This is a genomic window from Blastocatellia bacterium, from assembly GCA_035573895.1.
Taxonomy (GTDB): domain Bacteria; phylum Acidobacteriota; class Blastocatellia; order HR10; family HR10; genus DATLZR01.
The window spans coordinates 16074-30035 of sequence record DATLZR010000143.1 but is presented as its reverse complement, the minus strand read 5'-3'; the positions used below and the strand labels follow the sequence as shown (position 1 = coordinate 30035).

Annotated in this window: 10 protein-coding genes; 7 read left to right on the top strand and 3 right to left on the bottom strand. The window is 61.3% G+C overall.

Annotated features, from left to right (window positions below):
• Both nifJ and VNM72_12510 read left to right on the top strand, forming a co-directional pair.
• The coding region (gene nifJ, locus VNM72_12515) for a pyruvate:ferredoxin (flavodoxin) oxidoreductase (protein ID HXF06220.1) at positions 1 to 2889 on the top strand (2889 nt) is incomplete at its 5' end.
• A gap of 197 nt (positions 2890 to 3086) precedes the next feature.
• The gene (locus tag VNM72_12510) at positions 3087 to 4349 is read left to right on the top strand and encodes a radical SAM protein (protein HXF06219.1); all 1263 of its coding nucleotides are present in this window, start codon (positions 3087 to 3089) and stop codon (positions 4347 to 4349) included.
• A 236-nt stretch (positions 4350 to 4585) separates the two neighbouring features.
• Here VNM72_12510 and VNM72_12505 read toward each other — a convergent pair whose 3' ends face one another.
• From VNM72_12505 to trxB, 3 genes are all read right to left on the bottom strand, one after another.
• On the bottom strand, positions 4586 to 5242 hold the full coding sequence (locus VNM72_12505) for a TenA family protein (GenBank protein ID HXF06218.1): 657 nt from the start codon (positions 5240 to 5242) through the stop codon (positions 4586 to 4588).
• 80 nt (positions 5243 to 5322) lie between these two features.
• A complete protein-coding gene (locus tag VNM72_12500) occupies positions 5323 to 6159 on the bottom strand; it encodes a nitrilase-related carbon-nitrogen hydrolase (GenBank protein HXF06217.1) in 837 nt (278 codons plus the stop codon).
• A gap of 57 nt (positions 6160 to 6216) precedes the next feature.
• Positions 6217 to 7236, bottom strand: a complete 1020-nt coding sequence (gene trxB, locus VNM72_12495) for a thioredoxin-disulfide reductase (protein ID HXF06216.1) — start codon at positions 7234 to 7236, stop codon at positions 6217 to 6219.
• Between the two features lie 312 nt (positions 7237 to 7548).
• Here trxB and VNM72_12490 point away from each other — a divergent pair, with 312 nt between their 5' ends.
• The 5 genes from VNM72_12490 to VNM72_12470 all read left to right on the top strand — a co-directional run bounded on the left by VNM72_12490 (position 7549) and on the right by VNM72_12470 (position 13811).
• Complete coding sequence (locus VNM72_12490; protein ID HXF06215.1) at positions 7549 to 9261, top strand: amidohydrolase family protein; 1713 nt, start codon at positions 7549 to 7551, stop codon at positions 9259 to 9261.
• A complete protein-coding gene (locus tag VNM72_12485; GenBank protein ID HXF06214.1) occupies positions 9258 to 10658 on the top strand; it encodes an amidohydrolase in 1401 nt (466 codons plus the stop codon). The genes VNM72_12490 and VNM72_12485 overlap by 4 nt, the downstream gene beginning before the upstream one ends.
• Before the next feature lie 122 nt (positions 10659 to 10780).
• Positions 10781 to 12112, top strand: coding sequence for an amidohydrolase family protein (locus VNM72_12480; protein HXF06213.1), 1332 nt, complete (start codon positions 10781 to 10783; stop codon positions 12110 to 12112).
• A 148-nt stretch (positions 12113 to 12260) separates the two neighbouring features.
• Entirely contained in the window at positions 12261 to 12812 is a 552-nt protein-coding gene (locus tag VNM72_12475; GenBank protein ID HXF06212.1) for an NUDIX hydrolase, read from the top strand.
• 102 nt (positions 12813 to 12914) lie between these two features.
• On the top strand, positions 12915 to 13811 hold the full coding sequence (locus tag VNM72_12470) for a TIGR01777 family oxidoreductase (protein HXF06211.1): 897 nt from the start codon (positions 12915 to 12917) through the stop codon (positions 13809 to 13811).
• The last annotated feature ends 151 nt before the right edge of the window (positions 13812 to 13962 follow it).

The window sequence follows — 13962 nt, the reverse complement described above, 5'->3', positions numbered from 1 at the left end:
GCCGTGAATCCTTACTATCTGGCGTGTCCGACCGTCGTGCAAAACGTGATGGATCGGTTCGCCCGGCTGACGGGTCGTTCGTATCACCTCTTCGACTATGTGGGTGCGCCGGATGCGGAACGCGTCCTCGTGCTGATGGGGTCCGGGGCGGAAGCGGCTGAGGAAACGGTGCGATTTCTCTGGGAGCGCGGCGAAGCGGTGGGCGTGATCAAGGTTCGTCTCTACCGTCCCTTTTCCGTCGAGCATTTCCTGGCCGTGTTGCCGCCGACGGTCCGAACGATTGCCGTGCTGGATCGAACCAAGGAGCCGGGCAGCGCCGGTGAGCCGCTCTATCTCGATGTCGTCACGGCCCTGGCGGAAGCGCAACTGCGGCATCCCACACCATTTCTCACCATGCCGCGTGTGATCGGCGGGCGCTACGGACTCTCATCGAAGGAATTCACGCCCGCCATGATCAAGGGCATTTTCGACGAGATGGCGAAAGAAGATCCGAAGAGCCACTTCACCGTCGGCATCACCGACGACGTCACCCAGACGAGCCTTGACTATGATCCGGAATTTTCCACCGAGGACCCCGAGACGGTGCGGGCCGTTTTCTACGGCCTGGGAGCCGATGGGACGGTGAGCGCCAACCGCAACTCGATCAAAATTATCGGCGAGGAGACGCCGTATTACGCTCAGGGCTACTTTGTCTACGATTCCAAGAAAGCCGGTTCGGTGACGGTCTCGCACTTGCGCTTCGGGCCTCGACCGATTCGCTCCAGCTATCTCATCAGTCGGGCGAACTTCGTCGCCTGCCATCAATTTTCCTTCCTCGAACGCTTCAACGTGCTTCAGGTGGCCGAACCGGGAGCGACGTTTCTGCTCAACAGCCCCTATGGGCCCGACGAGGTATGGGATCATCTGCCCCGGACGATCCAGCGGGAGATCATCGCCAAGCGCCTTCGCTTCTTCGTCATTGACGGGTATCGGGTGGCGCGGGAAGCCGGACTCGGAGGACGCATCAACACGATTTTGCAGACGTGCTTTTTCGCCCTGAGTGGTGTGCTGGAACGCGAGCGGGCCATCGCGGCGATCAAACAAGCCATCGTCAAGACCTATGGCAAACGCGGCGAGGCCATCGTGGAGAAAAACCTCAAGGCCGTGGATCAGGCCCTCGATCATCTCTACGAGGTGACGGTGCCGGATCAGGTGACGAGTTCCTTTGATCTGCGGCCGCCGGTGCCCGAGGAAGCTCCCGATTTCGTTCGTCGTGTGACGGCCCGCATGATCGCGGGCGAGGGAGATCGCCTGCCGGTGAGTGCGTTTCCCGTTGACGGAACGTATCCCAGCGGAACGACCAAGTGGGAGAAGCGCAACATCGCCCTGGAAATTCCCGTGTGGGATCCCGACCTCTGCATTCAGTGCGGCAAATGCGTGCTCGTCTGTCCTCACGCCGTCATTCGGGCGAAAGTCTACGATCCGGCCCACCTGACGGATGCGCCGCCGACGTTCAAATCGGCGCCCGCGCGCTGGCGCGAGTTCAAGGGTCAGGTCTACACGCTTCAGGTAGCACCGGAGGATTGCACCGGCTGCGCCCTGTGCGTGGAAGCCTGCCCGGTCAAGAGTAAAACCGATCCCCTGCACAAAGCGATCAACATGGAACCGCAGCCGCCGCTTCGCGCTTCCGAGCGAGAGAACTGGGAATTCTTCCTTCGGTTGCCGGAAGTGGATCGGCGCGTGCTGAACCCGCGCGAGGTCAAGGACGTGCAATTGTTCGAGCCGTTATTTGAGTTTTCGGGAGCTTGCGCCGGCTGCGGCGAGACGCCTTACATCAAGTTGCTCACGCAACTGTTTGGCGACCGATTGATCATCGCAAACGCCACCGGCTGCTCCTCGATCTACGGAGGAAACCTGCCGACGACGCCGTACACGATCAATCGTGAGGGTCGAGGTCCGGCCTGGTCCAACTCGTTGTTTGAGGATAATGCGGAATTCGGATTGGGCTTGCGCCTGGCGCTCGATCAACAGGCCGAGCGCGCCCGCCTTCTTCTGCGACGGGTTGCCGGCCTGGTTGGAGAGGAGCTGGTCGAGGCTCTTGTTCGGGTCGAGCCGGTGACGGAAGAAACGCTCTGCCAACGTCGGGAGCGCGTGCAGGCCCTCAAGGAGAAACTCCGCCTCCTTGATCTGCCCGAGGCGCGAGAGCTTTTCCTCCTGGCCGATGCCCTCGTGCCCAAGACGGTCTGGTGCGTGGGTGGCGACGGCTGGGCTTATGATATTGGTTACGGGGGCCTGGATCACGTGCTGGCCTCAGGGCACAATGTGAATCTCCTTGTGCTCGACACTGAAGTCTACTCCAATACCGGCGGACAGATGTCGAAAGCCACTCCCCGGGGCGCGGTGGCGAAATTCGCCGCTCGAGGCAAGCCGACGGCCAAAAAAGACCTGGCCCTCATGGCCATGCTGATCGGAAACGTTTACGTCGCTCGTGTGGCGATGGGCGCTAACGACACCCACACGGTGAAGGCCTTTCTCGAAGCCGAATCCTATCCCGGTCCGTCGCTCATCATCGCTTACAGTCACTGTATCGCGCACGGCTACGACATGCGCTATGGACTGGATCAGCAGAAGGCCGCCGTTTTGTCCGGTTACTGGCCGCTCTTCCGCTACGATCCGCGCCTGCGTCAGCAGGGGAAGAATCCGCTCCAGCTCGATTCCAAACCGCCGAGCCTGCCGCTCCGACGATACGTTGCCAATGAGACGCGCTTCAGCTCGCTGGCGGAACGTCATCCGGAGATCGCCGACGAACTCCTTCGTCAGGCTCAGGAGGATGTTCTCGCTCGCTGGCAATTGTACGAGCACCTGGCGAAGATGCCGGTCGAGGAGCTGGCCGAAGTCCACGGGGACTGATCGGCAGCAGGCGCCCGACGAGGGGCTCAGTGATAATCGCGCTCGCCGGAACGGCGATGGATTGCTGAACAAACGCAAACGTCTTGGGCCGACAGCTCGCCGGAGGGAGTGGCCATCGCACCCCATCAGGAGCGATTGACGATAGCCCGTCACCTCGGTGTGGGGAAGGGAACGTCGTGATGAATCGGAGGCCCGACATGGAAACCGCCGTAGCAGCCTCGCGCGTGATCGTCACGGCCAAAGCGAGCGCCCTCGTCATTAGCGTGGAGGGGCGATATGTCTTCTCGTTTGATCGCGCGGGCCGCCTCTACATGGCCTATCGAGACGGGCGAACCATCGTCCGTGGCCTCGATCACACGATGATCGAGAAGTGGCGACCTGAAGGCGATCCGGCGGCGCCGCGGCTCATTCGCACGCTTGGCGAGAGCGAGAAGGACGCCCTCATCGAGGAGATCCGCGCGACGGTGAAGGAGATAGGCGACGCAGTCGCCCGACGATCCGAGGACGTGACTCTCCTTCTCACGGCTCAGGCATCCTCGCCCGAGGATGTGATCGCCTGGCTGGAGAGAATCTCGGCCTGGGACGCGACGGCCTATCGTGCCGACCGTCGGCGATTTCTCTCCGTCTATCGGCCCGTCAGCATCATGCCGCCCGATCAATACCTCGCTCTCGCGCTTCAGATTACCGAAGGCTGCCACTGGAACCGCTGCACCTTTTGCGATTTCTACCGCGACCGGCGCTTCCGCATCAAGACCATCTCCGAAGTGCGAACCCACATCCGGGACGTCAAAGCATTTTTCGGCGATTCGATCGCGCTCCGGCGCCGACTCTTCCTCGCCGATGCCAACGCCTTGATTCTTCCACAGGAGAAGCTGCTGCCGATCTTCGACCTCCTCCACGAAGAATTTCCCATCGGCTCAAGCGGATCCCGGACCGCAGGCGATGGTTACCGCTTCGATGGCATCTACTCCTTCATTGATACCTTCAGCGGGACGCATAAACGCGTTGACGATTTCGTGGCCCTCCGCCAGCGTCATCTGCGGCGCGTGTACCTGGGCGTCGAAAGCGGTGATGATGAGCTGCTTCGCTGGGTTCAAAAGCCGGGCACGGCCGCCGGGGCGCTGCAGATCGTGCGGACGCTCAAAGCGGCGGGCGTGGCCGTGGGCGTGATCATTCTCGTCGGACTTGGCGGACGACGTTTCTTCACATCGCATGTGGAAAAAAGCGTAGAGCTTTTGAATGCCATGCCGCTTGACGGCGACGATATTATTTATCTCTCGCCGCTCTGGATCCCGCCCCACTCCGATTACGAACGACAGGCCCGGGCCGACAATGTTGCCCCGCTGGACTATGCCGAACTGAAGCAGCAGATCGCTCTGCTGCGAGCCGGACTGCGCTACAGCCGTCAGGCCGCTCGTCCGAAGATCAGCATCTACGACGTGCGCGAGTTCATCTATTGATGGTCAACGGGGTGCATCGGGAACGAATCCGGCTGATCCGACCGGCCAAAGGCGAGAGAGAATCAACGGCCCGCACCGAAGGGGAAAAATAGCCCGGCAGACGGCGCAGGCTCGATTCAGCTCCGATGAGCCCCGTTCAAGGACGATGGACAATCGCCCGATGGAATTGGGACGGATGATCCGTACCGCAATAAAGCGTCCCCGCCACGACTCGTGGAGCGATGCGACTCCCGGTCTCACAGGGTGACGGGCCACGTCTCCGTTGTTGCGGCCATCTCCCAGAAGAGGATCTCGTACTGTCCGGTGAGAAGGAAAAGCTCCGTCATCGCTTGCCGTGTCGTGGCCGTGACTTCCTCGGCCAGGCCGTCGAGCGTCTCTCCGAGCCAGGCGACATACTGGCGAAACGGCTCGCTCGTCCAGTTATCAATGAAGGGCTGCCAGGGACTCTCCCCTCGCTGATGCTCCTTCACCCAGCTCCAGGAATCGAGATAGGCTTTCTCGGCTCCGTAAAGAACCGTGAAGCCCTCCGGGAACGATCTGCCGTAGGCCGTCGCATGAAGAAACTGAACATAGGCGTGGCAGGTCGGAGACATGCTGAGGTTGTCAAATGAAACGCCGTGCTCGCGGGCCATCCGCTCAAAGAGCGCCAGTTCTTGATGGAGGGCAACGAGAGCATCAGTGAGATTTTTTCTCAGCGCCAGCGGCGCTTTCGCCACAAGAATGGCCAGAAACGGCATGGCCTCCCGGGCAAACAGATAATCTTGCTGCATCCAGCGAGCAAAGGTGTCGCGAGGGATCGTCCCCGCCGCTGTTTCGGCCAGAAAGCGATGGGCCAGCATTTTCTCCCAGAGGGGCTTGGCGCGATCTAAAAGCTCGTCGTGGAATGGTCTCATCTTCCACCTCCTCCCCCCAAGCGCATCCTCTTGCTCGAAGGAGACAGTCGTAGGCGTCTTGCGCCGCGCGCGTGGCGGCATCACAACCGGTAGAGATCAGGGCGGCGGTCGGCCAGGACGTGATTTCTCGGTGTGACGAATTTGTCGGTCGCCTGCGCGGGATCAATCGTGACCACCGCAAGCGTTTCCTCCTGAGCCGGTGCGCGGTGAAGAATTTTCCCGTCAGGAGCAATGATCTGGCTGCATCCGGTGTAGGTGAGCTTCCTCGTGAGGGGCCGCGAACCTTCCGACGGACGGTCGCTTGTGCTGGTCAGTGCTCGTTCCTCGACGCCAATTCGATTGGCGAGAATCCAAAAGACGCGATTCTCGATGGCTCGCACGCGCGTTGTGAGCTGGCCGAGTTCCGGCAACACGAGATTGGATGGATGGCAGATGATCTCGGCACCGGCCAGCGCCAGTGTTCGAGCAGCCTCGGGGAAAAGATGATCGAAGCACACCAGCAGTCCCACCTTCGCTCCCCTGACCTCGAAGATGGGGAATCCCACGTCGCCGGGGCGGAACCAATCTTTCTCGTCGGAGAAGAGATGCGCCTTGCGATAGACTCCCATGACTCCTTCCGGCCCCACGAGCACGGCGCTGTTGTAGATTCCGTCGGTGGCGCGTTCCGGCAATCCGATGACGATGTGGATCCCTCGTTCGGCGGCCAATTGGTGCAACAGGTCCGTCGTGGGTCCCGGAACGGGTTCCGCGACAGCCTCCACCTCGTCGGCCGTCAAGAACAAATATCCGCTCGTGGCCAGCTCGGGTAAGACCACGAGATCGGCGTCGCACGCTTGAAGAGCCGCTCGGATCTGTCGGCGATTGGCCGGAACATCGCCCAAGACGGGAGCAAATTGATAAAAGCCGATTCGCATCATGATGGAGTCCGCGACGCGATGGACTCCGAGAGAGGAACGAGGTGATCCATCCTGAGCCTACCGAGACGGTGGTTCGGCGAGCGATTCCTGCTCGGCCAGCCAGCGTTCAGCATCAATGGCAGCCATGCAACCGGTTCCGGCGGCAGTGACGGCCTGGCGGTAGACGCGATCCTGCACATCGCCGCAGGCGAAGACGCCGGGAATGCTCGTCGCCGTGGAAAACGGACGCACTTTGATGTAGCCCAGCTCATCCATTTCCAGCCAGCCGCGAAAGATGTCGGTGTTCGGCTTATGCCCGATGGCCACGAACAGTCCGGTGACAGGAAGCACGGTCGTCTCGCCCGTTTTGACATTCCTCAAGCGAACGCCTTCGACCGTCCTATCGCCGAGCACGTCCTCCACCACCGTGTTCCAGATGAACTCGATCTTGGGATGAGCGAGAGCGCGCTGCTGCATGATCTTGGATGCCCGCAATTGATCGCGCCGATGAATGACATAGACGCGGCGGGCGAAGCGGGTGAGAAAGAGCGCCTCTTCCATCGCGGTATCGCCGCCGCCGACGACGGCCACCTCGTGACCGTTGAAGAACGCTCCATCGCAGGTGGCGCAGGCCGAGACGCCCCGACCGATGAGTCGCCGTTCATTCTCCAGGCCCAGATATTTGGCCGACGCGCCGGTGGCGATGATGACGGCATCGGCCAGAAGCGGCTGTCTGTCATCCACCAGCAAGCGAAAAGGTCGCCGGGAAAAATCCACGGCCGTTACCGTCCCCCACCGCATCTCGGCGCCGAAGCGAGCGGCCTGTTCTTCAAACAGCCGCATCAACTCCGGTCCCTGAATGCCTTGAGGGAATCCCGGATAGTTTTCCACATCGGTCGTGGTCGTGAGCTGTCCGCCCGGTTCCGGCCCTTTGATGACGAGCGGACGGAGATTGGCCCGCGCGGCGTAGAGAGCGGCTGTCAGTCCGGCAGGTCCCGTCCCGATGATCACCACCGAGCGATGCTCGGCGGAGGAAAAGTCCTTCCCCTCAAACGCCGACAGGTCCGGCACCGACCGTTCGTGCTGTTGCTGTACCATAGCTTTTCTCCTCGTTCCCCAACCGGCCCGCGCAGAAGCACCAAATCTATCAGACTCCCTCCCGGCTTTCAATCACGCGGGGTCCTCTCCCGAAGACATGTATCCCTCCGCTTGACCCTCGGCGAGAAGGTGAGCCTGGTTCGTTCGGGTGTGGCGGAGGTGAAGATCGGAACGGTCTTCTTCGGAGGAGGGGATTGTTCGCCCCGGGCGGCGCGAGGGAGTGCTGGCTGTTGCAGGCCGCATCGGTTTCTTGTAAATTACAGGCCGCATCCTGCACGGAGAAGGGGATTCGAAAGAAGGAGGACGAGGGTTGTGAAGAAAAGATTGCGCCTGACGAGTATTCTCTTCTGGGGCCTGTTGTTGCTCGTGGTGCTGCGACCGATTCCCGCCAGCAGCGATGGGCCTGCTGTCTACGCCATCAAAGACGCTCGCATTGTCACCGTGAGCGGACCGACCATCGAAAAAGGGACGATTGTCTTTCGTAATGGACTCATCACGGCAGTGGGGGCCAATGTACCGATTCCCGCCGATGCGCGCGTGATCGAAGGGGCGGGATTGACGGTCTATCCGGGGCTGATTGATGCCTACACTGATCTGGGATTGCCATCAGCTCCTCAGCCGCAGGCCGCGGCGCGGCCCGGGGCAACTCCTGCGGCGGCACAAGCGGCAGCGCAACCGTCTCCGCCACCACACACGCAGCCGGAGTTTGTAGCCGCCCGACGACTGGAGACCGGCGGCACGCGCCTGGAATCCGCCCGCAGCGCCGGGATCACCACAGCGCTCACCATTCCCCGCACGGGAATTTTCATCGGCCAGAGTGCCCTGATTAACCTTGCCGGGGAAACGCCGCAGAAGATGGTGGTGAAATCACCGGTCGCTCTGCACATCGGATTCTCCACCACCGGGGGATTCGGAAGTGGCTTCCCCAATTCGCTCATGGGTGTTTTTGCTCACATTCGCCAGACGCTGCTGGATGCTCAACATTATCGAGCTGCATGGGAGCGATACCGTCGGAACCCGCGCGGCATGGAGCGACCGGAATACAATGAAACGCTCGAAGCCCTGCAGCCGGTCGTGACGGGTCAACTTCCCGTCATCTTCCTGGCCAATTCGGACAGGGAGATTCGTCGCGTCATTCAGTTGGCCGAGGAGTTTCGCCTCACCTACATTGTGAGCGGGGCGGTCGAAGCATATCAGTGCGCCGAACTTCTGGCCCAGAAGAAGGTCCCCGTTTTGCTCAGCGTGAATTTTCCTCAGCGCCCTCGGGAGGCCGACCCTGAAGCCGATGAACCGCTCCGGGTGTTGCGGCTTCGGGCCGAGGCTCCGAAAGCGGCAGCGGCGCTCCATCGCGCCGGTGTTTTGTTCGCCTTCCATTCGGGCTACATGCAAAATCCCCGAGATTATGTTCGCAACGTCGCCAAAGCGATTGCGGCGGGATTGCCCAAGGAAGCGGCCCTCCGTGCGCTCACGCTCAATGCCGCCCAGATCTTCGGCGTCGCCGAGCAACTGGGCAGCCTCGACGTCGGCAAGATCGCCAATCTCGTTGTGACCGATGGCGATCTGTTCGACGAGAGGACGAAGATCAAGCATCTCTTCATTGATGGACGCGAAGTCGAACTCCGTCAGGAGCCCGAACGCCCGACGGGTCCGCCGACCGGAGCCCCGCCACGTACGGTGGACGCCAGCGGAACCTGGACCGTCACGGTGGATTCTCCTCAGGGCGCCATTCCAGTCACTCTCCAGTTGCAGCAGGAGGGCTCCACGATCTCGGGCACGGTCACGAGTCCGTTCGGGGAGACGCCGGTTGCCCGGGGAACGCTTTCCGGCGATCAGGTGGAGCTAACGGTGAATGCCACGATCCAGGGCAATCAGCTCGTCGTGACCTTCTCCGGTCGTGTGGAAGGCGATCGGATCAGCGGGATGGTCACGGTTGAAGGGCAGGGATCATTCCCTTTCTCCGGGACGAGGTCGCCCCGAGGAAACGTCTCTCCCGGAGCCACTCTCAATGAGGAGGCAGCGTTATGATTACTCTCGGCTTTCTGCCGCAGCCGTTCGGCAAGCCCTTGAAGGCTCTCGTTACCTGTGGACTCTCGCTCCTCGTTCTGTGCGTCACGACGGCCCGCGCGCAGGACGCGCGCTCCCGCGTCACCGTGATCCGGGGAGCCACGATTTTGACGGTGACCAAAGGACGGATCGAGAACGGATCCATTCTCATCCGCGACGGGAAGATTGCCGCCGTGGGAAAAACGGTGGATGTGCCGCCGGGAGCCACCGTCATTGATGCAACGGGCAAATACGTCATGCCGGGGATTATTGATTGTCACTCCCACATCGCCGTTGATGGGGGCGTGAATGAAGGCAGCCTGTCAGTCACCTCGATGGTGCGCATTCAAGACGTGCTCGATCCGACCGACATCAATATCTATCGCGATCTGGCCGGAGGCGTCACCACCGCCAACATTCTTCACGGCAGCGCCAATGCGATTGGCGGTCTCAATGCCGTGATCAAGCTCCGGTGGGGAAAGACGGCTCAGGAGATGATGTTTGAGGGAGCGATGCCGGGAATCAAGTTCGCTCTCGGCGAGAATCCCAAGCGATCCAATTTCACGCCGCCGCCGGGAACGCCCCGTCGCTATCCGGCCACGCGCCTCGGCGTCGAGTACACCATCCGGGAAGCCTTCACGCAGGCCCGCAACTACATGCAGCAGTGGGAAGAGTACCATCGCCGCAAGGCCGCCGGCGAGGATGTCGTCCCGCCGCGTCGGGATTTGAAGCTGGAACCGCTCGTTGAGGTCCTTCAGGGGAAACGGCTCGTTCACGCCCACTGCTATCGGCAGGATGAAATCCTCATGCTCATTCGCCTGGCCGAAGAATTCGGCTTCAAGATTGCCACCTTCCAGCACGTCCTCGAAGGTTACAAGGTGGCCAAGGAGATCGCCGCTCATGGGGCCGGGGCGTCTACCTTCTCCGACTGGTGGGCCTACAAGGTGGAAGCCTACGATGCCATCCCCTATAATGGCGCGATCATGGCCCGCAAGGGAGTCGTCGTCTCGTTCAATTCCGACAGTGCCGAGCTGGCGCGGCGCTTGAATCTGGAAGCGGCGAAGGCGATCAAATACGGTGGGCTCAGCGAGGATGAAGCCCTGGCTCTGGTGACGATCAATCCGGCCAAGCAACTGCGCATTGACCATCGGGTCGGTTCCATCGAAGTCGGCAAGGATGCCGATCTCGTCATCTTCAAAGGCCATCCCCTCTCGACCTACTCGATGGTCGAGAAAGTGCTCATTGACGGACAGGTCTACTTCGACCGCGAGGCCGATTTGGCCCGTCGCGCCGAAATTCAAAAGGAGAAGGAAGCACTCAAGGCCAGGGAGAGAAGCGATGAGCGCCGACAGCCTCCGGCCCGGCGACCGGGAGCTTAGGCCGCTGTCGGGAGAGTCTGTCACCTCTGGGCGTTCGGATCTAACCAACATGATCTTGACGCCGAGCGCGACGCTTCTCCCTGGGTGAAAGCGTTGATTTCGATGCCGCGAGGGAAGGAGATATGAAACGAATTCTGAGCCTCAGTATGGCCGTCCACATTCTCTGGGTGCTGGGATGTGCTCCGCTGTCGGTGTACGCCCAGCGGCCTGACATCTATGCCATCACCAACGCCCGCATTGTCCCCATCACCGGTCCGGTCATCGAACGCGGCACGGTCGTCATCCGAGATGGCCGAATCGCCGCCGTGGGACGCAACGTTTCCATTCCGGCAGGCGCGCGCGTGATCAATGCTCAAGGGATGTGGGTCTATCCGGGAATGATTGATTCCAATACGACCATCGGCTTGACCGAAATCGGTCAGGTCGCCGCCACGGTGGACGTCAACGAGATCGGCGACTTCAATCCCCAACTGAAGGCCATTGTGGCCGTCAATCCCGAGAGCGAGATTATCCCCGTCACCCGCGTCAACGGCATCACGACTGTGCTCACGGCTCCCCGGGGAGGAGTGCTGGCCGGGCAAGCGGCGTTGATCAATCTCGCGGGATGGACCTGGGAAGAGATGCAGGTGAAAGCCCCTGTGGGCATTATCTTCAACTTCCCCTCGCTCAGATCAGGACGGTCATTCGATCCCGCGACGTTCCAGGTCCGCGAGCGGAGTTTTGAAGAAGTTCGGCGCCAGCGCGACGAGCGGTTGAATCGGGTCCGGAAGCTTCTTGACGATGCGCGAGCGTATGCCAAGGCGAAGAAGTCTCCGGTCGTTCAGGCCGATGGTGCGAGCAACGGTAACAATCAATTGAAGGTTGACCCCGTCCTGGAATCGCTCGTTCCGGTCGTCGCTGGAGAGCTACCGCTGCTCGTATCGGCCAATGATGACCGTGACATCCGGGCTGCCGTCGAGTTCGCCGCCGAGCAGAAAGTGAAAATGATCCTCGTGGGGGGAGCTGAAGCGCCCAAAGCGGCCAAACTCCTCAAGGAGAAAAATATTCCGGTGATCCTCGGCCCGGTGCTCGATCTGCCCCAAAACGAAGACGATCCCTATGACAGCGCCTACACCCGGGCCAAAGAACTCTTTGAGGCGGGCGTGAAGTTTGCTTTCTCCACGGCTGACGCCTCCAATGCGCGGAATCTGCCCTATCATGCCGCTATGGCCGTCGCCTTCGGGCTCCCGCGGGAGGAAGCGCTCAAGGCGCTGACGATCTACCCGGCGGAGATCTTCGGCGTCGCCGATCGTCTGGGCAGCATCGAGGTTGGCAAGATCGCCAATCTCGTCGTCTGGGATGGCGATCCGCTGGAGATTCGCTCCAACGTGCGCCACCTGTTCATCAACGGGAAAGAGATCCCGCTCACGACCAAGCACACCCGATTGTATGAGAAGTATCGCAACCGACCGTAAGCGAGGTGTGCGGATCACCGGGGGCGAGAAGAATCACCGCCATCAGGAGGATCGGACGATGAAGTAGATTTCCGGAATCAGCGCCGATGATTCCTGGGTGACGGTGGTCGTCTCCGCCACCGGCGCGAGACCTTGCGAGAGTACTCCGATGGCCCTGCCCGACAGCAGAGAGATCGAGGTCATAGAAACGCAGCGCATCTATGAGGGGGCTGTTGTTCGACTGGATGTTGATCGCGTGCGCTGGCCCGATGGCCGTGAGACGATGCGCGAAACGGTGCGTCATCCGGGAGCTGTCGTCATCCTCCCGGTGCTGGCGGATGGTCGAGTGCTGCTGCTTCGTCAATTCCGCTATGCCGTGAGGCAAACGCTCTGGGAGCTGCCGGCCGGGACGCTCGATCAGGAGGCTGAAAGCATTGAGGCCTGCGCGCATCGAGAACTGGAAGAGGAAACGGGCTATCGCGCCGGCCGCCTGACGCTCCTCGGCGATTTTTTCACCGCTCCCGGCTTCGCCGACGAGCGCATGTACGCCTTTCTGGCGGAGGACCTTCAGCCCACGCGACAGCATCTGGAGAGCGACGAGTTCATCGAGGTCGTGCCGCTCACCTGGGCGGAGCTTCGGGCCAAGATTGCCGGCAATGAAATTCATGACGCCAAGACGCTGGCCGCACTCCATCTCTACCACCTTCGCGCCGGTGCATAAGAACGGGTGGAGGTATCGTGCGTGTGTTCTGGCCCGTTCGACAAATAGTCCTGCGGTCGCGCTGAAAAGCGGAGGTCCTTGGGCAATCCGAAGGAGGCGACGATGAATATCCTCGTCAGCGGATCGAGCGGATTCATCGGATCAGCTTTGGTCGCGGCACTCCGCGCGGGTGATCATCGTGTCGTTCGGCTCGTGCGGCCTCAGTCAAAAGCCGACGGGCCGGTGGTTCGCTGGGACCCTGATACGGGTACGATTGATCGCGCGGGATTGGAAGGAATCGAAGCCGTCATTCATCTGGCGGGGGCGAGTATCGCTGAGCGATGGACTCCGGAACACAAAACGAGAATTCGTGAAAGTCGCGTTCGCGGAACCCGTCTGTTGAGCGAAGCTCTGGCCGAGCAGGCCCGGCCTCCTGGTGTGTTGATCTGCGCGTCAGCCACCGGCTATTATGGTCACCGGGGGGATGAATGGCTCACCGAGGAGAGTCCTCCGGGCACGGGATTCCTGGCCGATGTCTGTCAGCAATGGGAAGCGGCTGCGGAACCGGCCCGTCAGCGCGGGATTCGCGTGGTGAATCTCCGTATCGGCATTGTGCTCGGTCGGCAGGGAGGAGCACTGGCGCGGATGCTGCTCCCCTTCCGGCTGGGTCTTGGCGGCACCATCGGATGCGGTCGGCAGTACTGGAGCTGGATCGCTCTGGATGATCTGGTATCGGCATTCCTTCACGCGCTCGTCACCGATTCTCTCAGCGGGCCGGTCAACGTCGTCTCGCCGGTGCCGGTGACCAATCGAGAGTTCACCCGCACCCTGGGGCGCGTGCTGGCACGACCCACGGTCTTCCCTCTGCCGGCTCCGGTGGCACGGTTTCTGCTGGGCGAGATGGCCGATGAGCTTCTCCTGGCCAGCGCCCGCGTCCGGCCTGTTCGACTGCTGGAGTCCGGATTTCAGTTCCGCTATCCCGATCTGGAAAGTGCTCTGCGCCACCTGCTGAAGGCGTAATCTCCGACGCCCCATCCCTCAACGCGGACGGATTCGGGAACCTGCGGACCCTGACAATCGCTCGAACCCTCTGTAGCGTCCCGTTGCACGTCCTTAATGGGCACCCCGGCGGCAAGATGTCCTTGACTGAGCCGCTCCGTTGCCTGTGACG